The organism is Tenacibaculum agarivorans, from assembly GCF_001936575.1.
Classification (GTDB): domain Bacteria; phylum Bacteroidota; class Bacteroidia; order Flavobacteriales; family Flavobacteriaceae; genus Polaribacter; species Polaribacter agarivorans.
The window spans coordinates 1-25,646 of the sequence record NZ_MSMP01000049.1 but is presented as its reverse complement, the minus strand read 5'-3'; the positions used below and the strand labels follow the sequence as shown (position 1 = coordinate 25,646).

General features: G+C 32.3%; 19 protein-coding genes. 9 read left to right on the top strand and 10 right to left on the bottom strand.

Annotated elements, in window-relative coordinates; translation table 11 throughout:
* Positions 1 to 273: 273 nt before the first annotated feature.
* The 8 genes from BVC87_RS21570 (at position 274) to BVC87_RS21535 (ending at position 9,926) form a co-directional block, all read left to right on the top strand.
* A complete protein-coding gene (locus BVC87_RS21570; protein ID WP_075344482.1) occupies positions 274 to 1,134 on the top strand; it encodes an SPFH domain-containing protein in 861 nt (286 codons plus the stop codon).
* 4 nt (positions 1,135 to 1,138) lie between these two features.
* Positions 1,139 to 1,606, top strand: a complete 468-nt coding sequence (locus BVC87_RS21565) for a hypothetical protein (RefSeq protein ID WP_075344481.1) — start codon at positions 1,139 to 1,141, stop codon at positions 1,604 to 1,606.
* Positions 1,603 to 1,770 carry a DUF4177 domain-containing protein gene (locus tag BVC87_RS21560; protein WP_075344480.1) on the top strand — a complete coding sequence of 56 codons (168 nt, stop codon included), beginning with the start codon at positions 1,603 to 1,605 and terminating at the stop codon, positions 1,768 to 1,770. The genes BVC87_RS21565 and BVC87_RS21560 overlap by 4 nt, the downstream gene beginning before the upstream one ends.
* 38 nt (positions 1,771 to 1,808) lie before the next feature.
* Positions 1,809 to 1,976: an Arc family DNA-binding protein gene (locus BVC87_RS21555; protein ID WP_075344479.1), complete on the top strand. Its 168-nt coding sequence runs from the start codon at positions 1,809 to 1,811 to the stop codon at positions 1,974 to 1,976.
* Between the two features lie 87 nt (positions 1,977 to 2,063).
* Positions 2,064 to 5,264 (top strand): WD40/YVTN/BNR-like repeat-containing protein, encoded by a 3,201-nt coding sequence (locus BVC87_RS21550; protein WP_075344478.1) that lies wholly within the window; start codon positions 2,064 to 2,066, stop codon positions 5,262 to 5,264.
* 151 nt (positions 5,265 to 5,415) lie between these two features.
* Complete coding sequence (locus BVC87_RS21545; protein WP_075344477.1) at positions 5,416 to 7,794, top strand: DUF7619 domain-containing protein; 2,379 nt, start codon at positions 5,416 to 5,418, stop codon at positions 7,792 to 7,794.
* 171 nt (positions 7,795 to 7,965) lie between these two features.
* Positions 7,966 to 8,631, top strand: coding sequence for a DUF2490 domain-containing protein (locus BVC87_RS21540; protein ID WP_075344476.1), 666 nt, complete (start codon positions 7,966 to 7,968; stop codon positions 8,629 to 8,631).
* 29 nt (positions 8,632 to 8,660) lie between these two features.
* Positions 8,661 to 9,926: a DUF819 family protein gene (locus BVC87_RS21535; protein ID WP_075344475.1), complete on the top strand. Its 1,266-nt coding sequence runs from the start codon at positions 8,661 to 8,663 to the stop codon at positions 9,924 to 9,926.
* 43 nt (positions 9,927 to 9,969) lie between these two features.
* Here the strand turns inward: BVC87_RS21535 and BVC87_RS23595 are convergent, their stop codons facing one another.
* The 6 genes from BVC87_RS23595 to BVC87_RS21515 form a co-directional block, all read right to left on the bottom strand.
* Positions 9,970 to 10,122, bottom strand: coding sequence for a hypothetical protein (locus tag BVC87_RS23595; RefSeq protein ID WP_159439403.1), 153 nt, complete (start codon positions 10,120 to 10,122; stop codon positions 9,970 to 9,972).
* 53 nt (positions 10,123 to 10,175) lie between these two features.
* Positions 10,176 to 10,334 carry a hypothetical protein gene (locus BVC87_RS23590; RefSeq protein ID WP_159439402.1) on the bottom strand — a complete coding sequence of 53 codons (159 nt, stop codon included), beginning with the start codon at positions 10,332 to 10,334 and terminating at the stop codon, positions 10,176 to 10,178.
* Between the two features lie 33 nt (positions 10,335 to 10,367).
* Positions 10,368 to 10,532, bottom strand: coding sequence for a hypothetical protein (locus tag BVC87_RS23585; RefSeq protein ID WP_159439401.1), 165 nt, complete (start codon positions 10,530 to 10,532; stop codon positions 10,368 to 10,370).
* A gap of 72 nt (positions 10,533 to 10,604) precedes the next feature.
* Positions 10,605 to 10,790 carry a hypothetical protein gene (locus BVC87_RS21525; RefSeq protein ID WP_075344473.1) on the bottom strand — a complete coding sequence of 62 codons (186 nt, stop codon included), beginning with the start codon at positions 10,788 to 10,790 and terminating at the stop codon, positions 10,605 to 10,607.
* Between the two features lie 304 nt (positions 10,791 to 11,094).
* Positions 11,095 to 11,943 (bottom strand): T9SS type A sorting domain-containing protein, encoded by an 849-nt coding sequence (locus BVC87_RS21520; RefSeq protein ID WP_075344472.1) that lies wholly within the window; start codon positions 11,941 to 11,943, stop codon positions 11,095 to 11,097.
* A 108-nt stretch (positions 11,944 to 12,051) separates the two neighbouring features.
* The gene (locus tag BVC87_RS21515) at positions 12,052 to 13,803 is read right to left on the bottom strand and encodes a response regulator transcription factor (RefSeq protein ID WP_075344471.1); all 1,752 of its coding nucleotides are present in this window, start codon (positions 13,801 to 13,803) and stop codon (positions 12,052 to 12,054) included.
* 257 nt (positions 13,804 to 14,060) lie between these two features.
* Here BVC87_RS21515 and BVC87_RS21510 point away from each other — a divergent pair, with 257 nt between their 5' ends.
* Entirely contained in the window at positions 14,061 to 14,792 is a 732-nt protein-coding gene (locus BVC87_RS21510) for a DUF4369 domain-containing protein (RefSeq protein WP_075344470.1), read from the top strand.
* A gap of 38 nt (positions 14,793 to 14,830) precedes the next feature.
* On the opposite strand, the gene BVC87_RS21505 is transcribed toward BVC87_RS21510, so the two are convergent.
* The 4 genes from BVC87_RS21505 to BVC87_RS21490 form a co-directional block, all read right to left on the bottom strand.
* Positions 14,831 to 16,663 carry a DUF885 domain-containing protein gene (locus BVC87_RS21505; RefSeq protein ID WP_099098873.1) on the bottom strand — a complete coding sequence of 611 codons (1,833 nt, stop codon included), beginning with the start codon at positions 16,661 to 16,663 and terminating at the stop codon, positions 14,831 to 14,833.
* A 770-nt stretch (positions 16,664 to 17,433) separates the two neighbouring features.
* Complete coding sequence (locus tag BVC87_RS21500; RefSeq protein WP_075344468.1) at positions 17,434 to 19,401, bottom strand: OmpA family protein; 1,968 nt, start codon at positions 19,399 to 19,401, stop codon at positions 17,434 to 17,436.
* A 19-nt stretch (positions 19,402 to 19,420) separates the two neighbouring features.
* Entirely contained in the window at positions 19,421 to 20,356 is a 936-nt protein-coding gene (locus tag BVC87_RS21495; protein WP_075344483.1) for a PorP/SprF family type IX secretion system membrane protein, read from the bottom strand.
* Between the two features lie 7 nt (positions 20,357 to 20,363).
* Positions 20,364 to 25,646, bottom strand: a 5,283-nt coding sequence (locus BVC87_RS21490; RefSeq protein WP_075344467.1) for a T9SS type B sorting domain-containing protein, incomplete at its 5' end; no start/stop codon positions are given.

The window sequence follows — 25,646 nt, the reverse complement described above, 5'->3', positions numbered from 1 at the left end:
AGAAGTGACACAAATTTCTTTAAGAAAAATTCACGTTAACTACTTGCTTAAAAACATACATTTTATTTCTTATCTGTATATTTTGCAATCCCCATAAAATCAAATAAAACACTGAAAATATCATGATTTACGACATACAAAACCTCTATAAATCATTATACTTTTTACACATAATACTCTTACCTACAAAAACTCGCTCATTTTCAAAAACTTGTAATTATGAAAAATTTTAATATATTTATGATATCAAAATAATATCAAATTAATTAAATTATGAAAACAGAGAAAATCATCAAACCTGCAAATGGCTATTTAATGTTACTTGTTTTTTTCGTTTTATTCTTTGGCAGTATTGCTGCAATTGTAAAATTGAAAAATCCCTTATTCGGAATTACTATTTTCATATCTATTGTAATGCTTTTCGGATTCATCTTAGTCAATCCCAATACTTCTAAAGTGGTATTACTTTTCGGAAAGTATATGGGAACCATCAAACAAAATGGTTTATACTGGGCTAATCCTTTTTATACCAAGAAGAAAATTTCCCTTAGAGCTAGTAATTTTGACAGTGAACGTTTGAAAGTAAATGATAAGTTAGGAAATCCCGTTATGATCAGTACCATCTTAGTTTGGAGGGTTACTGATACTTACAAGGCTGCTTTTGACGTCGATAATTATGAGCACTTTGTTAGAGTACAAACCGATGCTGCTGTTAGAAAGTTAGCAAGTATGTATCCATACGATAATTTTGCTGACGAAGGACATAAAGAAGACATTACCTTACGCTCTAGTGTAAATGAGGTAAGTGAAACTTTAGAAAAAGAATTAGAAGAACGTTTAGCTATAGCTGGAATAGAAGTATTAGAAGCTAGAATTGGATATTTAGCGTATGCACAAGAAATTGCTAATGCCATGCTGAAAAGACAACAAGCTACTGCTATTGTAGCAGCACGACATAAAATTGTTGAAGGTGCCGTTAGCATGGTAGAAATGGCTTTAGAAGAATTGAATAAGAAAGAAATTGTTGAATTGGATGAAGAACGTAAAGCTGCTATGGTGAGTAATCTTATGGTTATTTTATGTGGTGATAAAGAAGCATCTCCAGTTGTAAATACAGGAACTTTAAATCATTAGAAAGATGGAAAAATTTATATTAACTGATGGGGTTATAGCAATGAATAACGAACAGTTATTTTACACAAAAACTGAAAATCAAAAAAATAGTACAACCATTCAATTATTTACTATAATTAGTTTAGCTGCTCTAGTTATAAAGGATGTTGAAGATGATGCAACTTTGAGTAATTTTGGATTTTATCTGATGCTAATAGTGTTAGTTGTAGCCGTTTTTTCATATCTGGATGCCATATATTATTTTTTATTCCGAACAAAATCAAATAAAAAACTAATTATTAATGAAATTGAAAAAGTTACTATTGCAATGGATACTGATCAAGAAGAATTGAGTCATTCTGTATCTTTAGAATTTTCTAATCGTAAAAACAAGGATTTAAATTTCAGAAAATACGAAAACCAATTAGAACCTTTTTTAGCAGCGATTAAAAAAAGAAATTCAAGAGTATTAATTAACAAAGAAGAAATATGAAAGAGTATAAATTAATATCTCCAAAGTTTAGTTGGAGAAAAGCCAAACAAAAATTTGAAGATGAATTAAACAGCCACGCAAAACAAGGTTGGCGAGTTGTTAATGTTTACTCTGATATTAACGGAACAGTAAATGCTGTTTTAGAAAGAGATAAGAATAGATAATTTTAAAATATTGAATTTATAATCCATATATAAAATTTATGGCCAAGAAAAAAGCATTTGCATTACGGATTCAAGAAGATATGCTCAAAGCTATTGAAAAATGGGCAGCCGACGAATTTCGTTCTACCAACGGACAAATTGAGTGGATGCTGATGCAAGCTTTAAAAGAAGCTAAACGAGAACCTAAGAAAAAAGAAGACGAATAGTCTTCTTTTTTGCATTAACACTTTTTTAAGATTTTACTGTTGAATTAGCCGTATTTTTATTGGCCTTAATCAACTAAATTACTTTTCATGAAAAAATATATTTTGCCACTGTTATTACTATTTTCTAACGTAGTAGTGGCTCAGGACTTTTCTATGGACTTATTTAAAACTATGAAACCAAGAAATATTGGTCCTGGTGGAATGAGTGGAAGAGTTACTTCTATAGATGTTGTACATAAAAATCCAGATATTATGTATGTAGGTACTGCATCTGGTGGTTTATGGAAATCTACTTCTGGAGGTATCAAGTGGGATCCTATTTTTGATAAAGAAGTAACGGCTTCTATCGGTGCAGTAGCTATTCAACAATCCAACCCTAGTGTAATTTGGGTGGGTACTGGAGAAGGTAATCCTCGTAATAGCTTAAATGGCGGATACGGGATATACAAATCATTAGATGCAGGTAAAACTTGGAAAGCCATGGGACTTGAAAAAACACGTCATATTCATCGTGTTATTATTCACCCTAACAATCCAAATATCGTATATGTTGCTGCTATCGGTTCTCCATGGGGAGAACATTCTGAAAGAGGAGTTTATAAAACTACTGACGGTGGTAAAACCTGGAAAAAAATATTGTATAATAATATAAAAACTGGAGCTGCTGATTTAATTATCGATCCTTCCAATCCTAATAAATTAATAGCAGCAATGTGGGAACACAAACGTGATCCTTGGTTTTTTAAATCTGGAGGAAAAGGTAGTGGATTATACATTACTCACGATGGTGGTGAAAACTGGAAAAAAATAACGGATAAAGAAGGTTTTCCTAAAGGAGACCTAGGAAGAATCGGAGTTTCAATTTCTAGAAGTAATCCTAATGTTATTTATGCTTTAGTTGAAGCTACAAAGAATGCTTTATACAAAAGTGAAGATGGTGGGTTTATGTGGAAAAAAATTAATGATAAGAAAGGGATTGGAAACCGCCCTTTTTATTATTCAGACATTTTTACTGATCCTCAAAATGAAAATAGGATATATAGCATTTTCACCTATGTGAATGTTTCTGAAGACGGTGGTAAAAGTTTTAAGCAATTAATGCCAGCTTATGGTGCTAATAATGGAGTTCACCCTGATCATCATGCTTGGTGGATTCATCCTGAAAATGGAAAATTTATGATTGATGGTAATGATGGTGGATTAAACATTACTAAAGATGGTGGAAAAACATGGCGTTTTATTGGCAATCTTCCTGTTGCTCAGTTCTATCATATTGCTGTTGATAATGAATATCCATATAACGTGTATGGTGGTATGCAAGATAATGGTTCTTGGAGAGGACCAGCGTATGTATGGAGAGCTCAAGGGATAAGAAATTCATACTGGCAAGAAATTAGTTTTGGCGATGGCTTTGATGTTGTTCCTGATAAAGACGATTCTCGTTATGGATGGTCTATGAGTCAGCAAGGTTTTGTATCTCGATATGATCACCTTACTGGAAATAATTATACCGTTAGACCTACACACCCTGATCCAACTGTACAATTACGTTTCAACTGGAATTCCGCTATTAATATTGATCCTTTTGATAATAGTACTATTTATTTTGGAAGTCAGTTTGTCCATAAATCTACCGATAAAGGATTGACTTGGGAAATCATTTCTCCTGATTTAACCACAAATGATAAAAACAAACAAAAGCAACATGAAAGTGGCGGATTAACTATGGATGCTACAGGAGCAGAAAATTATTGTACTGTTTTAGTGATTGAGCCTTCTCCTGTAGAGAAAGATATGCTTTGGGCCGCTACTGATGATGGACAAGTTCACGTTACCCAAAATGGAGGGACATCATGGGCTAATGTTTCTAAAAACATTAAAGGGCTGCCTGAAGGTAGTTGGATTGTGCAAATCAAAGCATCAAATAAAAATAAAGGAGAAGCTTTATTAATTGCTAACGATTATCGTCGTTTTAATTATACTCCATATGCTTTTAGAACTAAAAATTATGGAAAAACCTGGGAACGTATCGTAGATCAAAATGATGTAAAAAGCTATACTTTATGTATTGTAGAAGACCCAATTGAATCAAATCTATTATTCTTAGGAACAGATGATGGTTTGTATGTTTCTGTGGATGCTGGACAACAATGGACTAAATGGACTTCAGGATTCCCAACAGTTCCTGTAAAAGATTTAGTAATTCAACCTAGAGAACATGACTTGGTGATTGGAACTTTTGGTAGAGCTGCATGGGTATTGGATGATATCCGTCCGTTACGTACCATAGCTTCAAACAAAAATATACTTACTAAAAAGTTTGATGTATTTGCTCCACCAACAGGATATGATGCTAGCTACCAACAACCGTCTGGTACTCGATTTGGTGGTGATGCTCTGTTTAATGGAAAAAATAAAGCTAAAGGAGCTCATATCAAATATTATGTAAATATTAGTGATGAACTAAGAAAAGGACCTAAAATCCCAAAAGACAAGGATAAAAAAGAAGAAACAAACACAATTAAGTGGGATTCTATACAATTTGATATTTATGATGGAACACGACTTATCCGTACTTTAAAACAAAAAACTCCTAAAAAGAATGGTATACATCAACTTACTTGGGGAATGGATGAAAAAGGTATTGTTCCTGCTTCTAGAAAAATAAAAAAACAAAAAACTGAACCTAAAGGGATTAAGGTAAAACCAGGGATCTATACTATTAAAGCTACTTTTGGAGATCAAACAGCTTCACAAAATATTACAGTTACATACGATCCTAGGTTATCGATGTCTACAGCTGCAATTCAAGAAAAATATAATACAGCTAAAAAATTAGAAAAGCATCAAAAAGTATTAGCCGATGCTGTAAATCAGCTAGTAGAAAGTAAAGATATTGCAAATGCATATCAGAAAAAATTTAAAACAAAAGACAAAGAGAAATATAAGTTTGAAATTGTTTCTTGTGAAGATGCAGTGAAAAAGATAAACTCTATTTTAGATTTATATCTAGGAAAGGTCGATAAAAGACAAGGAATAATTCGTAGTCCTAAGCCTAATGTAAATCAAAGATTAGGTGCCGCTTATTGGTATGTAGGTAGTAGATATGGTAATCAAACACCAACTGAACAACGATTAATTAATCAATTTAAAAATTCATTACAAGAAGCATTAGAAAAAACAAATGCTTTCTTTGCTAAAGATTGGCCTGAGTATAAAAAAGAAATGGAAAAGGTAACATTATCACCTTTTAAAACAACAAAACAATTTACTTTAGATAAAAAGTAAATTACTACATAATATTTTTTTAACCCAAAAACTTCATTCTATTCGAATGAAGTTTTTTTTTGTATTGAAAAAAACCACCCAAAACGGGTGATTCACCATCTTTTATTGCCAAGTATTTTTGTATGAAATCAACCATATAAAAAATACGAAAATGAAACAAAAACTAACACTACTCAGCATACTTTGCTGTGTATTCAATTTTTATGCTCAAAATATCAGCTTTGTTGACACTGAATTTAAACGACAAGTTGTACTTCCTAATGTTATAGATATTGATAATGATGGAGAAATTAGTCTTACAGAAGCAGATTTAGTAACGTTATTGCCGACTATTAACATTAATGCAAGTCTTACTAGTCTTTCAGATATAAAGCATTTCAAAAACTTAAAAAAAATAAACATCAGTGGTAATCTTTTTTTGAGTTCTCCCTTAGTTGTAGACTTAAGTAATAATACACTATTGGAAGAAATTTATATCAACGCTGGAATTTCTGGAATAGATTTAACAAACTTAAGTTTATTAAAAAAGCTAACAGTTATAAATACTAATTTAAGCCTATTCGATCTAAGTGATGCTGTTCTTTTGGAAGAAATTGAACTCCAAAAAGTAACTACAAGTTTAGATGTAAGTAAATTAACAAACTTAAAGAAACTAAAAGTACATACGTATAATGCGAATAGTATTGATTTAAGCAATACGCTAAACTTAACAGACTTACATTTAGATAGAGTTAGTTTCACTGTTGACTTAAGTGCAAACATAAAGTTAGAACGTTTACGATTGGCATATGGAACCTATACTAGTTTAGACCTTAGTAATAACTTGTTACTTAGGCTAGCTGAATTATCTAGAGGAAGAATTAGCTCGTTGAAATTGGGTAAAAACACATCTTTTCTAGGCTTAAATATATACAACAATAATTTAGAATATTTAGATACTAGAGATGCTAAGATCGGGGCACTATCATTTAGTAATAACCCAAGAATTAAAAAAGCATTTTTATCAGGTTATGCTGGTTCTGTTAGAAATTTGAGTTTTGAAAAGTGTCCGAATTTAAAATTCATATGTGTTCAACCAAGACATGTAAAAGAAGTTAGAGCACTTCCTGGACAACGATTACATTACAATTCTGGATTTATTGTAAATGCTGATTGTACAAAAAACAATTTCATTGCTGGTAGAGTACGTTTAGATATAGATGGTAATGGATGTGATTTTCGTGATAGACCTTTTACTTCAGGATTAAATCTTAATATTTTTAGAATAGGTGGAATTACACCTATAACCGTATTTCCAGATCAAAATGGATACTATCAGGCTGATTTACCAGATGGAAATTATTTTATGTTTCCTAACTTCCAGACTCCAAATCCTACTGATTTTTCGCTTACTCCTCCTCTACTAGCTACTCAAATTGTATTTCCTGATGAAGGACCTATAAAAACTATTGATTTATGTGTAACCCCAAATGTTACCTATAATGATCTTGAAATTACCATGATCCCAAATGGTAGTCCTGCAAGGCCTGGTTTTAATACTTCGTATTTAATTCGATATAGAAACATAGGAAACACCACACAGTCGGGAAATATTACATTAGATTATAATCAAGATATTTTATCATTGGTTACTTCTAACCCTGTAGCCACCTCGAGTGGCAATCAGTTTTCATGGAATTTTAGCAATCTAGCTTCTTATGAAAGCAGAGATATTCTATTAACATTGAATGTAAATACACCTACAGATACTCCAGCTGTTAATGATGGAGATATTCTTACCTATAAAGTACAGATTAATGGTGCTCCTACAGATCAGAATCCTAATGATAATACAATGACACTGAATCAAACTGTAGTGAATTCATACGATCCTAATGATAAGACTTGTTTAGAAGGTACGCGACTAGATCCTGAAGATGTTGGTAAGTACTTACATTATTTAATTAGATTCGAAAATAAAGGTACAGCTAATGCTTTAGATGTAAATATTGTAGATAAAATAGACACTACTAAATTAGATATAAAAACATTGGTTCCGCTATATGCTAGTCATAACTTTAGAACAACTATTCAAGATGAAAAAGAAGTTACTTTTACTTTTGAAAATATAAACTTACCTTTTGATGATGCTACTAATGATGGTTATATTCTATTCAAAATAAAAACTTTAGACACGCTAAAAGAAGGTGATATTATTGACAATACAGCTGAAATTTATTTTGACTTTAATCCTGCTGTAATTACAAATACTGAACGTGTAGAAGTCAAGAAAGAAGATATTCCTGTTGAATTTGAAGATTTCTTTACCTTATTTCCGAACCCTACATCTGATCTACTTAACATCACTAAGAAAACTGATGATATTCAAATTCAGTATATAACTATTCATGATACAGCAGATAGAATAGTAGCCTATTATCCTGCAATAATTTCTACATTTAACATAAGCTTTCTTTTTGCGAATGTGTACATTGTGAAAGTCCATACTGATAAAGGCATATTTACGAAAAAGGTTGTAAAAACCAATTAAAAATTGAGTCATTAACTATTTTAGAATATAAGAGAAACCCGTTTAATACGTATATTAAACGGGTTTGTTATTACTACAGAAATAACTCTTCTCAAAATCTTTTAGTGCTTCACTATTGAAAATTAGTATTTTTATATCCAAACAAATCCAAAAATTATAAATAACTACTTAATGAAAAAATACTTTTCAATTATTCTCTTCCTTACTTCTACCCTTTCTATTTTTTCGCAAAATAATCCTGAAAAAGAATTAGGAGCATGGTACATGTATAATGGATCACATCGTGTCTCAGAAAAATTTAGTATAAAATCTATGGCCCATTTTCGTTTTTTTGAAATTGGTGCTGATATGCAACAATTCATAGCTCGTTTTGGTGCTAATTATAAAATCAATAAAACATTAGGAGCTACCGTTGGGTACGCTTATTTAAATACTGATACTTCTTTTGGCGTAGATGGTGATACATTTGGTGATCACCGCATTTATGAAGATGTATTAGCAAATCATAGTATTTCTAAATTAAAATTTGCGCATCGCTTAAGAGCTGAACAACGTTTTTTTAGATCACAAACAGGTCATTTTATTCGGTATCAACTAGGATTGAGTCATCCTATTTCAGAAAAATGGTCAACCTATGTATATGATGAAATCTTTTTTGATTTTGAGGGAGAAGCCTATAACCAAAATTGGTTTGGATTCGGTGTTAGACATCAACTTTCTAAAGTAATTCGATTACAGTTAGGCTATATGAGTATTAATGTGAACAATCAAAATTTAGACAGAATTCAATTGGGAATAGCCATTAGTACAGATCATAGAAAGAAAAAGAATCAATAAATTTCGATATTTTTAACAAAACTTCATTTATGGATAATCAACCTTTATTTACTAACGATGCTATAGTATTCGGTATTTTGATGCTTTGTCTTGGATTTGTATTTTATACTGAAAGTATAAAAAAGGGATTCTGGAATAAATTTTACAAAATAATCCCAGGAATATTAATGTGTTATTTACTTCCTGCTATTTTTAATTCTTTAGGTATAATTTCAGCCGAGACTTCAAAAACATATTACATTGCTAGTCGATTTTTATTACCAGCTTCTTTGGTTTTAATGACCTTAAGTATCGATTTAAAAGCTATTTTCAATTTGGGACCTAAAGCCTTAATTCTATTTTTTACAGGTACTATTGGTATTATTTTTGGAGGTCCTATAGCTATTCTTTTAATTTCATTAGTTTCTCCTGATACAGTTGAAGGTGTTGGTTTTGATGCAGTTTGGAGAGGATTATCCACACTAGCAGGTAGTTGGATTGGTGGTGGGGCTAATCAAGCAGCCATGCTAGAAATTTATCAATACAATCCACAAAAATATGGTGGAATGGTATTAGTAGATATTGTAGTTGCTAATATATGGATGGCTTTATTACTTATTGGAATTGGTAAATCAGACAAAATAGATAATTGGCTTAAAGCTGATAATTCAGCTATTGAAGAACTCAAAGAAAAAGTAAGTTCGTTTGCAGAAAGTGTAACTAGAAACCCAAGCTTAACTGATCTTATGGTTATTCTAGCATTGGCTTTTGGTACGGTAGGACTCGCTCATTTTGGTGCTGAAGGCATATCTTCTTTTTTAAAAGAAAATATTGCTGCAGTTGCAGATAAAACTTCTGCATTTTCTTCTTTTTCTTCTAAATTCTTTTGGATGATTACCATAGCTACTGCCATTGGGATTCTGCTTTCTTATACGAAAGCTAAAAATTATGAAGGTGCTGGGGCTAGTAAAATAGGAAGTGTATTTATCTATGTTTTAGTGGCAACCATAGGAATGAAAATGGATTTATCTAAAATTATTGAAAATCCGGGTTTAATTGCTATTGGGTTAGTTTGGATGACTATACATGCTGGTTTACTAATATTGGTAGCAAAACTCATTAAAGCTCCTTATTTCTTTTTAGCAGTAGGTAGTCAGGCTAACGTTGGTGGGGCTGCAAGTGCTCCAGTTGTTGCAGCGGCATTTCATCCATCATTAGCTACAGTGGGAGTTTTACTTGCTGTTTTTGGATATGTAGTAGGTACCTATGGCGCTATTTTATGTACAATTTTAATGGAAACCGCTTCGAAAGTATAAGTTTAAAAGAGACTGAATTTATCATTCAGTCTCTTTTACTATCTTATATTTCTCTACATATACATGCAAATTCAATAAGTGTACATCCGTTGTAACCTTCATCACAAAGTATTAATCCATTACCTTTAATGGATTTCTGCTCTTGCTTAGTTAATAAAGTTATTCCAGTCCTTTTTAAGTTTTGTAAAGTATTCATAGATTTTAAAATTTTAATTCGAAATAATTTCCTTCTGTATTTACTTAAAAAAATTATGCAGAAATGCAGTGTCCATTATCACTACAGACTGGCCAAAGCCAAGGACAATCAGAATTTCTAGAACAGAATATTCGTATTCCTCCTTTAATGGTTGTTTGTTGCTCTTTTTTTAATTGATGAGTTCCCTCAAGTTTTAAAATGTTTTTTAACATAATTAGTTATTTTAAATGTTTATACATAAATTTTTAAGAGCAAATGTGTACTCTTTGGCAAGTTCCATTAACACAAGTAAGACCTGGCGGACAATATTCGCTTCCTGTACAAGAAATGAACATTCCTCCATTAATACTATTTTGTGCTGCTTTATCTAATTCTTTTACGTTATTAAGTTTTGTTATATTTTTTAACATAATAATTTATTTTAAAATTTTACTTTGTTTATTATCCCAAATGGGTATTCTTAAATTGAGGAAAATAGAGGCTTAACAAGGTCTTATAGTTCTTATACATTTACATCCATTAGCGTTTGTCCATGTACATTCTAACTCACCTGGTCTACTCATCGCTTCACATTCTTCTTGATCTGTAAATCCTCCCTTTAAACTCATCTTTTGCTCTTTGGTTAACATCTTAATTCCTTTGATGTTAAATCCTTCTTTTAGTTTCATAAATTATAACTGATTTGATTACCTTACTCTTTAGATTAGGATTTTCAGGTTACTCCTTAAAATTTGAGAGCTCTTTATATGTACTATATTTTACTCTCATATGATTTGTACGTACTCTTCAAAGTTGAAAAGTTATCCTACTGAAAACAAACAATCTATATTCATTTTTATAAAATTGTACACTTTTAAACACAAGAAAAGATCATTAAAAAAATTATTAGCTATTAAGTATATAACAACAAAAAAAGGCTGTTTGGTGAACAGTTTACCAAAGAGCCTCTTGTAGCAAATACTAATATATATCTTATTCTTTCCTAATTGTTTTGGTATATATCTCTTTATCTAATTGAATATGGAAAAAATATATTCCTCTTTTTAATCCAGAAGTATCTAACCTATATAAATTTTTATCTTCAGAGTTTTCTAAAAAATGAATAGGAAATTGCCTCCCTAAACCATTAAAGAGTTTCATCTTCGGTTTTGTTTTATTTTCAGTGTTAGTTATAACATTAATACGATTCGTAAAGGGATTAGGGTAGATTGTTTGTATTTTATTCTCTTTTATAATAGGTCTGTCTTCATCTAAAACTTTGATATCTATTACAGCGCATGCTACAGATTTTCCATCGACTCCATATTCATCATTTAAGTATCGTTCTTTGGTATCATATGCCAATAAATTAAATTTGAATTTATTGATTGGTGATTTTAACCATAACATCTTTTTTACCACAAATGGATAGTCAAGCGCTATTATATCATTTACTTTAGTTTTTGTTAAGTTATTACGTTCATCATCATCATCTCCAATAGGTGGTATTATTACTGGTGCAGTAGCTCCTAAGTTATCTGTAAAATTTTTACACCTAATATTTGGTGGTAATGAATCTATACTTGCTGTTATGAGTTCTAACCTAAAGTATCTCATCTTTTTAAGTGTAGACTGATTATCCAAGTGTACTTTAGTAAAAACATTATCGTTTCTGTAAAATACGAATTCATTTGGATATATAAATTCTATATTTTCTTCATTAATAACTGGTGATTCAGTTATTGAAATGGTAATGTCTGCAGTAATAAATTTAACTTGCTGTGCACTATTTGTAGCGCAAAAGAACAAGAAAAATAACTTCAAAAATTCTTTTGTTTTCATATAAAGATGGTTTTTAAATTTTAATTGAAAACAAAGTATTGATTATATATCTATTCTTTTAAAACAGGTATTTCATTTTTATAAATTTGTACGATTTACAACCCTATACTACCCCAACTTCTTTATGTAATATGAAGGTGTAACTCCTGTTTTTTCCTTAAATACTTTTATAAAAGTGGTATGACTTTTATAACCTATCTCAGAGGCTACCGCTCTAATTGTATATGATCTAAATATTGGATCTTCTTTTAATTTTAATAATGCATAATTTACTCGAAGTTCATTTAGGTATTGGTTAAATGTTTGTTTACCTCGTTTGTTAAGTGCCTTAGAAAGATAGGTCGTATTGGTTTCTAATAATTTAGCTGTGGCATATAAATTACATTCTTTAGAAAGATAAAAAAGCGTAGTTTCTAAAGTTTGTAATTGTTCTAATATTTTCTCTGCTTTTTCATCTTTAATCTCATATTTTGTAACTACTTTTTTCCTTTTCTCAGTTTTATTTTTTTCCAACTCTTTTATAATTGCTAAGAATCGTTGTTCGTTATTTTTTGCTTTTTTTCTATAATTCAAAAATACAAGTAGTAATACTATAATGAATACAACAGCAACAAATAAGGTTATTTTTTCATTTATAATTGATTCATTTTTAGCCTTTTTAAGTGCTTCGTTTCTTTTTTCAAAATCTTTAATATCCTCCTCATACAATAAATCCTTAGCTGTAAGTTTTTTTTCTAATTTCAACTTTATAATTTGCTGTAGTTTATCGTAATAATAAATTTGCTTCGTTTGATCTTTTTTAATTTTTGTTATATGTATGGCTAACTCATACATCTCTTCTATTTTATCTATATTAGTTGCATTTCCAATCTCAAAAAAGTTTATATCTAAAATTTCCAATCCTTTATCAAGAGCTCCATTTTCAACATAACATTTTGCGATATAGTAATTTGCTATATATATGTTTACACTTATCGCTCCTGAATTATTAGCTAATACTTCTTTTGCTTGATTTAAATATCCTAATGCTTTATAAAATTCATTTCTTTGAAAAAATACTTCTCCAATATTAATATAAGCGTAGCCCTTATAAACTTCAATATTTTCTTTTTCTGCTTCTTTAACAAGTTTATTTAGCGTTACCATGGCTTCATCTAATCTTCCAAGCTCTGCTAAACATTTTCCTTTTCCTAATAGTGCACTAAGTTTTGTACTCTTATATGCTATAAATTCCTCGCTAACACTGTTTTTTAGAATATCCAACGCTTTATTATAACCTTTTAAAGCATCTTCCGTTAGACTTAATTTTAATTTATTGTTGGCAATATTTGTAGAGCTTACACTTTGTAATCCATAATCTTTAGTGAACTCAGAAAACTTCTTAGCTGCCAAATAATAGGTTACAGCTTCATCATAAATTCCCAAGAGATAATAAGAACTTCCTAACAGTATATTACTATTAATAATTTTTGTTGTATCCTTTAAGTTTTTTGCTGATTTTAATGCCTTTCTTATACTTTTGACTGCATTAATATGATTAGATCTTTTATATGCTATAAAACCTTTTTGAGATTGAGAAAAATATAGAATAGTATCATTCCTTTCTTTAATACCTCTTTCCAAAAAAAGTTTTACTAACGCAAGAGATTTGCTAGTATCTTTTTCTGTACGAAGTGTTTTTCGTATCAACTTTTTCACTTGTTTTCTTGTCCCAATATTTAAGATAAAATCTTTCATCTCATTAGTAATAATGATGGAGTCTTTATCTTGATTTTGTGCTATTGAAAAAAAAGGAATGATATAAATAAGCCCATAGTAGAACCAATATTTTTTATTAAAGTTAAAGGAGGTAGTAGACATTATTTGGAGTTAATGTAGTTCTTATTTAGTTGGTAACAAATTATATAATCTTTTTTGTAATACCTATTATAAAAACTACTCATGAGTACAAAATGTTACGCTTATTATAAAATTTATAGGCAAAAAATGATAAATTAAGCCTTTCTAAAGTAGTTAAGGTAAGAACTCTATATTTAGATTTGTGTTATATTTTCATAAAAATGACCTTAAAAATTTCTTAGAATTCTGCATATTTGCAATCGAAAAATAATGATTCCATGAAAAAATTTATTGTAGTATCTATTGTTTCTTTACTTGCGTTTTCTTGTAGCAAAGAAAGAAAAACAAACATGTTGGTGAAAGGTGAGATTAAAGGATTAAAAAAAGGAACCTTATACTTACAAAAAATGAAAGATACAGTATTAATATCTGTTGATTCAATTCAATTATTTGGAGAGAATACTTTTACGCTTTCTGATTATGTTACTTCTCCTGTAATGTATTATCTAACTTTTAAAAGTGGAGATAATCAACCTAAAAATTTAATGTTTTTTGGTGAAGAAGGAGAAATTACTATTAAAGATAATATTGAAGAATTTGGTTTTAAACCTACTATATCTGGATCTAAGAATCAAAAGGTAATGGATTATTTTAATGAAATCAATCATAAATTTAAAATGCAACGCTTAGATTTTATTGCTAAAGATATTGAAGCTAGGAAAACCTATGATTCTTTAGCTGTTGATAGTTTAGAAAAAGCGTACAAGAGAATGGTTCGTAGACGATTTTTATATACTACAAATTTTGCAGTTTCTAATAACAATTCTGAAGCTGCTCCATATATAGCTTTATCAGAACTTTTTGATGCCAATGTATATCTTTTAGACACCATTAATAATAGTTTAACAGACAAAGTAAAACAGTCTAACTATGGTAAACGACTTCAGAAGTTTATAGATGGTATTAAAAAAGATGAAAAATCAAAAGAAATAAAAACTAGTGATAAATAAAAAATCCCGCCGATGAGCGGGATTTTTTATTACTTAATCTATTTTTCTGAAGCTATATATTTATCTACTAAATCTTCTAGTACATTTAGTGGCAATGGACCATTGGTTAACATTACATCATGAAATTTCCTAACATCATACGCATCACCAAGTGCTTTTTTTGCTTTCTCTCTTAGTTCTAAGATCTTCAGCATACCTATTTTGTAAGCTGTAGCTTGACTTGGCATCACAATATGACGCTCCACCATTTTAATAGCATCTGATTCCGCATTTGGTGTATTATCAGTATAATATTTAATTCCTTCTTCTCTTGTCCACTTTTTAGCATGGATTCCTGTATCAACTACTAAACGACAAGCTCTCCATAATTCCATAGCTAAGCGACCAAAATCAGAATAAGGATCTGAATAAAAGCCCATTTCTTTAGGAATATACTCAGAATACAGTCCCCAACCTTCAACATACGCTGTATATCTACCTAATTTTCTAAACATTGGCATATCTTTTAATTCTTGAGCAATAGCGATTTGCATATGGTGACCTGGAATTCCTTCATGATATGCTAAAGCTTCCATTTGATACGATGGCATACTTGCCATATCATACATATTTGCATAATATGTTCCTGGCCTAGAACCATCTAATGCTGGTTGCTGATAAAATGCTTTTCCTGCTGATTTTTCCCTAAAAGCTTCAACTGCTTTTACTTGTAAATCTGCTTTAGGCTTAGTGATAAACAATTCATCTAAACGTGTTTTCATGGTATTTATAATGCTTTCTGCTTTATCCATGTATTCTTTTCTTCCAGCATCACTATCTGCATAATAAAACTGTTTATCGGTTTTCATGAATGCAAAAAACTCCTGTAGCGTTCCCTTAAAGCCAACTTTTTCCATGATTTTTTTCATTTCACCATGTATTCTTGCTACTTCTTCTAAACCTATTTTATGAATCTCTTCAGCAGTTAAATCTGTCGTTGTTGTTCTTTTTAGTGCATTATTATAGAACTCAGCACCGTTTGGAAATTTCCAAGCTCCATCATCAGTAGAAGCTACTTTTTCTTGCTCTTCTAGTGTTTCAATCAAGTTTGTATAGCCTGCAAGTACATCTTCTTTTAGCGCTTTAACTGCCTGAGCTATTAAAGATTTCTTGTCTTCTTCTTTAATATCTAGTTTATTTACTTTTGTTTCAAAATCATTTAAAAGTGTGCTTTTTGTTGTAGAAGTATCAAAAGGTTGTCCTTTAATTAAGTTCTTAGAGTCATCTAAAACTTTAGCAAAAACAAACTTTGGAATCATTATTCCAGCTTCTTGACGCTTTTTTAAATTAGCTACTAATTGTGTAAACATTGGTTTGATTCCTTCTAATCTGCGAATATAATCTTCAGCATCTTTCTGATTTTTAATTTGATGCATGTTGATTAAAAATGCTGGAATTTCAGCTTGCATTCCATGCATTTGATTTACAGGATACGTATATAACCTATATTTATCATCTGCAACTTTTTGCTCCATACTTTGTTTAAACAGATCGTAACTTAATTTTGATGCTTCATCCAAAGCGTTTACATTAATCGAATCTTTTAGCCATTGTAATGCTTCTTTGGTGTATACTATTTCTTTATCAAAAAAATCATCTGATAAATCATTCCACTTATCTGCATCCTTCTTTATCCCTAGATAAGATTGATACATTGGAGTACGGTCTAAGGTTTCTTGAAATTGTTTTTGAAAAAAATCATTTAATTTTTTAGACTCTTTAACTATATCTTCCTTAGAAGGTTGAACTTCTTTTGAGTCCTCTGTTTTACAAGCTGTAAAAGCTAGTAAAATACATACAGCGAATACTGCCTTACGATAAATTAACTTCATTATAATTTTGTTTGGTTTGTAAAGATAGTTATTACTACACGATACTTTCGTCTTGTTTAAAATAAGCCTTCTTTTTTGAATTCCATACTTAAAAACCCTATTTAAAATGAATTAAAAACAGGTTATTATTATGGTCTTTTTTTTTAAATCAATTAATATTTCTGAGAAAGAAACAGACAATTAACCCCTTATAAAACAAATGTTTAACAAAAAAAGTTAAAAAATAAACAAACAACATAAAAAACAGTGTTTTTCCTGTGTTTTTTTATCTAAAAAACAAGATGTATTTAAGATTGTTTAAGTACATTTATATCACAATAAACAAAGAGTATCATTGAATTCTGAATTATAAGATTAAATCTACCAAGTGTAAGAATTCGTGGGGGAAGTACTTTTGTATATAAGGGCTAATATTCAAATTAGCCCTTATTGTTTTTAAGTTTATTGAATCACTCTTTTTTTTAATCTAGTGTAAGTTTCCATAACACCTTATTGGTATCAATACATAATACAATATACCTAATTACACAAAGAATCTTATTGGTTACATTTTTTTCTTGATTATAGTAGTTGTGGTATACATAAGGTTTCTTAAAAAATTCTATCAAATTCACATTCATTCATACTGAAACTATAGGTTTAAAACAGCAAAATATTAGTTCGTATAGCTATTTGTATTATTTAAGTTTATTCTTTTCTTACAGAAAAAATAAAACCATAAAAAAAACGCCTCTTTTCAGAGGCGCTTCCTTAGTTACTAACATATTTTTCTATTGATTGCTCGAGGTGACATTTTTTCCTCCTTTTACAATGTAGAAATATGATCTTCTATTTCGTTGATGTTCTTCTTCTGAACATTTGTTTTGATTGCTATCGTCACAGTTATTTAATAACTGGTCTTCTCCGTAGCCTACCGCACTGTCAATTCTATTAGGTGCAATACCTCTGGATATGATATAATCTCTTGTTGATTTTGCTCTATTGGTAGATAGTGTTCGGTTATACTCTTTTGTTCCTCTACTATCTGTATGCGACTCAATACGAATCACCATATCTGGATGGTTTTTCATAACAGTTACAATATTTTCTAATTCATACTTAGAGTCTTCTCTTATGTTATATAAATCAAAGTCAAAATAAATTGGCTTTATAATTATTTGAGCTCCGGCTAATCCTTTATCAATTAACGATTCTAAGGCTAAATTAGTTACGATAGATTTGTTATCTATACTTTCTGTTGCTGTTCCTTTTTGATCATTTCTATAGTCGTCTTTAGAAGCAACTACTGTAAAACTTTTTTCACAATCTATACTTTCAAAACTATAACGCCCGTCTTTTTGAGTAATAGCTTCTTGTAATGGCTCTCCTATGTCATTAATTAATCGTACTTCAGCTCCTGAAATTGGTTTCCCTGTTTTAACGTCTGTAACTACTCCTGTGATTATCTCTTTACAACGCTTTATAGTAAAACTGTAAATATCATCATCTCCTTTTCCTCCTTTTCTATTTGATGAGAAAAAGCCTCTAGTGAGTTCTTTATTAATTACAAAAGCAAAATCATCACGCGATCCATTTACTGGCTTTCCTAGGTTAACAGGTTCAGTGTATGCTTTTTCTTCTATTTTTGATTCAAAAACATCTAAGGCTCCTAATCCTAAATGACCATCTGATGAAAAATATAAGGTATTATCTGCTCCTACAAAAGGGAACATTTCTCTTCCTTCAGTATTGATTTCTTTACCTAAATTTACTGGTTTTCCATACACATCTTCTTCATAAATATTTACTTTATATATGTCTGTTTCTCCATATCCATAAGGCATGTCTGACACAAAATATAATGTTTTTTCATCTGGGCTTAATGCTGGATGACCTACAGAATAACTTTCACTATTAAAGGGCAATTCTTTGATATCTGCCCATTTCTTACCAGATTTTTTTGCTTTATAAATTTTTAAATGTGAAATGTTCTTTTTATCTCCTTGCAGATTTCTTCCATCGTAATTATCTCTGGTGAAAAACATGGTTCTTCCATCTTTAGTAATCACTGCATTCGATTCGTGAAATTCTGTACTTATCGAATTGATTTTACTAACTTGCTCTACATCTAAAATCTCACCTCCTTTTAAATCCGCCAAATAGGTACCATAAATATTTAAATAAGGTTGGTTGTTCCAATTGTAAATGTCTTTTGATTTTGTCTTTTTATCCTTAACTAAAGGTTTAGTAGAAGAGAAATAAAAACGATCTTCATCTATAAAACCTCCAAAATCTGAATACTTTGTATTAGATGATAAATTATGAACGTTGATATATGTACTATTCGTCTTAGAATAATCGTTAAAATAACTTGCATGGTTTTGTAATTCTTTTGGACGACTATCATCACGTTCTACTTCTCTAATTTTTAATAACCACTTGTCTGATTCTTCAACTTTACCATTACTTCTTAAAGTTTGTGCATATCTAAAAATATGAGTAGCTGTAACATCCTTTTCATGACTCTTCATTAATTTTTGATACCAAGGTTCTGCTTTTTCAAAATCGCTATTAAAGTAATATGAATCAGCAAGTCTGCTAAGTACTTCATAGGAATTATCTCCTTTCTTTTGAATGTCTAAGTATAAATCTGCCGTTTTCTTGTACGCAAATTCTTTAAAATAACGATCTGCTGTAGCATGCTGTCCAAAACTTGCTGTTATACTAATAATAGTTAATAAATATAATATTCTTTTCATGTGACAGTGTATTATATGGTTAGAAGAATCTTGGTGATTTTGGTATCTTTTTCGGAATAGTCTGCCAGCGTAACATTAATTCATAAGTACCAGAATTAAATCTCTGGTAATTTGAAGTTGTTAAATCATATGCAAAGCCCATTCCCAAATTTTTAGTGACTTGAAAACCTAATAGAGCACTAATAGAATCATCCCATCTCCAAGCTACACCGGCTGTAAATTTTTGATTAAACATAAAGTTAGCCGAAACGTCTAAAGATAGCGGAGCTCCATTAACTACTTTGACAAGTGTTGCTGGTTTAAATTTAATACTTTCATTTAAATCGAACACATAACCTCCAATTAAGAAGAAATGTAAACGTTCTATCGCTACTCTATCTCCTCCGAAATTATTATCATCATAATGCTCCGTACGTAATAAATTTGGTACTGCTGCTCCTACATACCATTTAGGCCTATAATAAAACACACCAGCTCCAATAGTAGGTAAAATCCTATCTAATACTCCTAAAGCTTGATCAGAAGGATCATTAGGATTTCCTCGGTTAGGATCTACATTTAAACTACGTCCTCCGAGCTTTAAACCAAAAGCTAAATTACTATCTTCTGCTAATTCAACTGTATATGAAGCATTAACATCAAAATATAATTCACGAGCGGGACCAATTTCATCATTTGTTAAGTTAACACCTAAGCCTACCCCACTTCTTCCAAGTGGAGTATCAAAACTTAGTGTTTGTGAATCTGGTGCGCCATCAATACCAACCCATTGTGTACGGGCAATACCAGTAATTATGGTATAGCCTGATGTACCTACATAGGCTGGATTAACTCGCATCGTATTATACATGTACTGTGTGTACTGAGGATCTTGTTGTGAAAAAGCGCTCACAGTGATTAATAAAAAAACTAGTATATACTGTATATTATTCTTCATTTCGAAATAATTTTTCATGTCGTTTTTACTTAGAATTAATGTATAACCATCCTGTTCTCGGTTCTGAACCATCGCCTAGATCTATCACATAGAAGTAAGTACCTGTTGGTAATTTATCATCTTCTACTACTGTTGCTCTACCATTTGATATACCTCTAAATGCCTTATCTGCATTATTATATCCTTGAACTTTATACACGGTGTTACCCCAACGGTTAAAGATTTCAACAGTGTTATTACTGTACTCATCATTGGTTATACCTTGTATGTTAAAGAAGTCATTTGAAGCATCACCATTCAGAGTTAAAACGTTAAAGATCTCTATATCATCATCAGAAATATCTAAATAATCTGGTATACCGTCTCCATCACTATCTACAGCATCACTTGGATTACCATTACCATCTGGGTCTGGATCTTCATTTGCTGTATCTTCTCCGTCACCATCGTCATCAGTATCTAGATAGTTTGGTATACTATCACCATCGGTATCTAAGGCATCATCTGGAATACCATCACCGTCTGCATCTGGATTTTCTTCTGATGTTAATACTCCATCTCCATCATCATCTAAATCTAAATAGTTAGGAATACCATCTCCATCTGAATCTACATTTGCAGGATCGGCAGTTGGATTACCAAACTCATCTAAATCTTCTTCTACAGTTAACACTCCATCATTATCATCATCAGTATCTCTAAAGTCTGGAACATCATCATCATCTGAATTTTGCGTATCACTTGCTCCATTATCTAGTCCATCATTAGAATCGAATCCGTCATCTAAATCAGCTCCTTCGAAAGCGTCATCCAATCCATCTCCATCTGTATCTACCCTTACTGGGTCAATATCGGCTACTCCGTCTCCATTTGTATCAAAGGCTTCTACTGTATCTGGAACATTATCATTATCTGAATCTGTATCTAAATAATCTGGAATAGTATCTGCATCAGTATCTACTGGTGTTCCTATTGGAGTTCCTCCATTATCTGTATCATAAGCATCATCTAATCCATCTCCATCAGTATCATTTCCTGTTGGTGGTACATAACCTACAGTAGGTTGAGCTTCTACATTATCTGGAATACCATCATCATCTGAATCAATATCTAAATGATTAGCTACTCCATCATCGTCTGTATCAAAACCAGCTTCAGGTGCATTGTCATTGTTTCCAATTGTTGGATCAGTATCATCATCATCTAAGTATACTGGTACTCCATCCATATCTGCATCAGTATCAGGATCAATACCTCCAGGCGTTTCGTCTACATCTAAGATTCCATCATTATCATCATCAATATCATTCGCATTAGAAATACCATCACTATCATTCTCATCTGCTACCATTATAGTAACAACTGCAGTATCACAAACTGGCATTCCTGATTCATTATTACACACCTCATACTCTATTGTTACTGTTTGACCTCCTTCACCTGCTAATGGAGTATATAATAATGTTCCTGCTCCTGGATCGAATATGATAGTACCTTGAGCTGTACCATTTCCTGTATCAACTATACTTGTAGTACCTAAATTATTAGGATCATTATTCGTTAGGTAATCATCATTTGCTAGAATATCTATCAATGTTGACTCTCCTAATTCTGCTAAACTTGTATCGTCTTGAGCAGTTGGGTCATTAGGGTTAGGGTCTGTTGCATCAGAATTACCATCGTTGTCAGTATCAGCATCTTGCGGATCTGTGGTTACTCCATTTGGATCTAATGGGGTATCAGGGTCATCTACTCCTGTTAATTCTTCTCCATTATTTAATCCATCTCCATCACAATCTAACTCATTCCAAGCTGCATCTACCAACGCTGTATCTTGACTTGAACCTTGGTAATCACATCCGTCATTTGGATCTGTACCATCTACTGCTTCTTGACCATCAGTAACTCCATCCCCATCTGTATCTGGATTTTGTGGATCTGTAGTTACTCCATTTGGATTAGCTGGGGTACTTGGATCATCTGTTCCTGTAGTTTCTTCTGCATTCGTTAATCCATCGTTATCACAGTCTGAAGTGTTCCATGTCGCCTCTACATCTGCCAGTACTTGATTTGCAGCATTGTAATCACAAATATCATTTGGATCTGTACCATCTATTGCTTCTTGACTATCAGTAACTCCATCTCCATCTGTATCTGCATCTTGTGGGTCAGTTATTGCTCCATTCGGATCAGCTGGAGTAGTTGGATCATCAACTCCTGTAGCTTCTTCCTCGTTATTCAATCCATCTCCATCACAATCTGCATCATTCCATGTTGATTCAACATTTACTAACACTTGACTTGCAGCTTCGTAATCACAAACATCATTTGGATCTGTACCATCTATAGCTTCTTGACCATCAGTTACTCCATCTCCATCTGTATCTACATCTTGTGGATCAGTAGTTACTCCATTTGGATTAGCTGGGGTACTTGGATCATCTGTTCCTGTAGTTTCTTCAGCATTGGTTAATCCATCATTATCACAATCCGTAGTATTCCATGATGACTCAACATTAGCTAATACTTGACTTGATGCATTGTAGCTACAAACATCATTTGGATCTGTACCATCTATTGCCTCTTGGCCATCGGTTACTCCATCTCCATCTGTATCTGCATCACTTGGATCTGTTGTTTCTCCATTTGGATCAGCTGGTGTACTAGGATCATCATTTCCTGTTAATTCTTCACCATTAGTTAATCCATCTCCATCACAATCTGCAGCATTCCATGTTGCTCCAATATTTGCCACTACTTGACTTGTAGCATTGTAACTACAAGGGTCATTTGGATCTGTACTATCTATTGCCTCTTGACCGTCAGTAACTCCATCATCATCTGTATCTGAATCTGTTGGATCTGTAGTCACTCCATTTGGATTAGCTGTGGTACTAGGATCATCAACTCCTGTAGTTTCTTCTGCATTCGTTAATCCATCGTTATCACAATCTGAAGTGTTCCATGATGATTCAACATTTGCTATTACTTGACTTGCCACATTGTAATCACAAACATCGTTTGGATCTGTACCATCAATTGCTTCCTGACCATCAGTAACTCCATCTCCATCTGTATCTGCATCATTTGGATCTGTTGTTGCTCCATTTGGATCAGCTGGCGTACTAGGATCATCATTTCCTGTTAATTCCTCACCATTAGTTAATCCATCTCCATCACAATCCGCAGCATTCCATGTCGCTCCAATATTTGCCACTACTTGACTTGTAGCATTGTAACTACAAGGGTCATTTGGATCTGTGCTATCTATTGCCTCTTGACCATCGGTTACTCCATCATCATCTGTATCTGAATCTGTTGGATCTGTTGTTGCTCCATTAGGATTAGCTGGTGTACTAGGATCGTCTGTTCCTGTAATTTCCTCTGCATTGGTTAATCCATCATTATCACAATCTGCAGTATTCCATGATGATTCAACATTTGCTATCACTTGACTCGATGTGTTATAATCACAAACATCATTTGGATCTGTACCATCAATTGCTTCCTGACCATCAGTAACTCCATCTCCATCTGTATCTGGATCTTGTGGGTCTGTTGTTGCTCCATTCGGATCTGCTGGTGTACTAGGATCATCAACTCCTGTAGTTTCTTCTGCATTCGTTAATCCATCACTATCACAGTCCGCTGAGTTCCATGTTGCTCCAACATTTGCCACTACTTGACTTGCTGCATTATAATCACAAGGATCATTTGGATCTGTACCATCTATAGCTTCTTGACCATCAGTAACTCCATCATCATCTGTATCTGAATCTGTTGGGTCTGTAGTCACTCCATTTGGATTAGCTGGGGTACTAGGATCATCTGTTCCTGTAGTTTCTTCTGCATTCGTTAATCCGTCACCATCACAATCCGCAGCGTTCCATGATGCATCTACATTAGCTAACACTTGACTTCCTGCATTATAATCACAAGGGTCATTTGGATTCGTTCCATCTATAGCCTCTTGACCATCAGTAACTCCATCTCCATCTGTATCTGGATCTTGTGGATCTGTTATCGCTCCATTTGGATCAGCTGGCGTACTAGGATCATCAACTCCAGTAGCTTCTTCCTCATTATTTAAACCGTCACTATCACAGTCCGCATCATTCCAAGTTGACTCTACATTAGCTAGTACTTGACTTGCCGCCTCGTAATCACAAACATTGTTTGGATCTGTTCCATCTATAGCCTCTTGACCATCAGTAACTCCATCTCCATCCGTGTCTGGATCTTGTGGATCTGTAGTTACTCCATTTGGATTCGCAGGAGTACTAGGATCATCCGTTCCTGTAGTTTCCTCAGCATTGGTTAATCCATCATTATCACAATCTGAATTATTCCAAGAAGCTTCTACGTTAGCTAATACTTGACTTGATGCATTGTAATCACAAACATCGTTTGGATCTGTTCCATCAATTGCTTCTTGACCATCGGTTACTCCATCACCATCTGTATCTGGATCTTGTGGATCTGTAGTTACTCCATTTGGATCAGCGGTAGTAGTTGGATCGTCAGTACCTGTAGTTTCCTCTGCATTAGTTAATCCATCACTATCACAATCTGCATCACTCCATGCTTGCTCAACATTAGCTATTACCTGATTAGCAGCATTGTAATCACAAACATCATTTGGATTCGTACCATCAGTTGCTTCTTGACCATCTGGTACTCCATCACCATCTGTATCCTCATCTAATGGATCTGTTATAACTCCATTTGGATCAATCGGTGTACTAGGATCATCCGTTCCTGTAATTTCTTCTGCATTAGTTAATCCATCGTTATCACAATCCAATGTATTAAATGCTGGTATTGGCGTAAGCGTTTGATTTGCTAAAACGAAACTACATATGTCATTTGGATCTGTACCATCTACTACTTCTTGACCGTTTGGAACTCCATCTCCATCTGAATCTATTTCCTCTCTAAAGTCTACTTCTGTAGTACTTGGATCATCATTGTTATCCGTTCCTGAAGCTCCTGAATCTAAGTTATCGTTTACATCTTGAGACGTACCTGGCGTTGGGTTAATGTTCGCATCGAAACCATCATCTAATCCGTCACCATCAGCATCAGTATTAGTAAATGCTCCTTGACCTGCCTCTAATACATCATCAATACCATCGTTATCACTGTCCGTATCTAAATAGTCTGGATCATCAGTACCATCTGTATTTTCTGGACTATCAATAAATGCTGAGCCTTCATAAGCATCATCAATACCGTTACCGTTACCATCTATGTTACTTGGTGCTGTGTAACTAGCCGTTGGTTGTGCTTCTACGTTATCTGGAATACC

Coding starts and splice junctions, on each gene's coding strand:
- BVC87_RS21505 (WP_099098873.1), bottom strand. CDS start 16,663: ATGAAGTTAATTTATCGTAAGGCAGTATTCGCTGTATGTATTTTACTA.
- BVC87_RS21500 (WP_075344468.1), bottom strand. CDS start 19,401: ATGAAAAGAATATTATATTTATTAACTATTATTAGTATAACAGCAAGT.
- BVC87_RS21550 (WP_075344478.1), top strand. CDS start 2,064: ATGAAAAAATATATTTTGCCACTGTTATTACTATTTTCTAACGTAGTA.
- BVC87_RS21555 (WP_075344479.1), top strand. CDS start 1,809: ATGGCCAAGAAAAAAGCATTTGCATTACGGATTCAAGAAGATATGCTC.
- BVC87_RS21515 (WP_075344471.1), bottom strand. CDS start 13,803: ATGTCTACTACCTCCTTTAACTTTAATAAAAAATATTGGTTCTACTAT.
- BVC87_RS21540 (WP_075344476.1), top strand. CDS start 7,966: ATGAAAAAATACTTTTCAATTATTCTCTTCCTTACTTCTACCCTTTCT.
- BVC87_RS21545 (WP_075344477.1), top strand. CDS start 5,416: ATGAAACAAAAACTAACACTACTCAGCATACTTTGCTGTGTATTCAAT.
- BVC87_RS23585 (WP_159439401.1), bottom strand. CDS start 10,532: ATGTTAAAAAATATAACAAAACTTAATAACGTAAAAGAATTAGATAAA.
- BVC87_RS23595 (WP_159439403.1), bottom strand. CDS start 10,122: ATGAATACTTTACAAAACTTAAAAAGGACTGGAATAACTTTATTAACT.
- BVC87_RS21525 (WP_075344473.1), bottom strand. CDS start 10,790: ATGAAACTAAAAGAAGGATTTAACATCAAAGGAATTAAGATGTTAACC.
- BVC87_RS21495 (WP_075344483.1), bottom strand. CDS start 20,356: ATGAAAAATTATTTCGAAATGAAGAATAATATACAGTATATACTAGTT.
- BVC87_RS21510 (WP_075344470.1), top strand. CDS start 14,061: ATGAAAAAATTTATTGTAGTATCTATTGTTTCTTTACTTGCGTTTTCT.
- BVC87_RS23590 (WP_159439402.1), bottom strand. CDS start 10,334: ATGTTAAAAAACATTTTAAAACTTGAGGGAACTCATCAATTAAAAAAA.
- BVC87_RS21535 (WP_075344475.1), top strand. CDS start 8,661: ATGGATAATCAACCTTTATTTACTAACGATGCTATAGTATTCGGTATT.
- BVC87_RS21560 (WP_075344480.1), top strand. CDS start 1,603: ATGAAAGAGTATAAATTAATATCTCCAAAGTTTAGTTGGAGAAAAGCC.
- BVC87_RS21520 (WP_075344472.1), bottom strand. CDS start 11,943: ATGAAAACAAAAGAATTTTTGAAGTTATTTTTCTTGTTCTTTTGCGCT.
- BVC87_RS21565 (WP_075344481.1), top strand. CDS start 1,139: ATGGAAAAATTTATATTAACTGATGGGGTTATAGCAATGAATAACGAA.
- BVC87_RS21570 (WP_075344482.1), top strand. CDS start 274: ATGAAAACAGAGAAAATCATCAAACCTGCAAATGGCTATTTAATGTTA.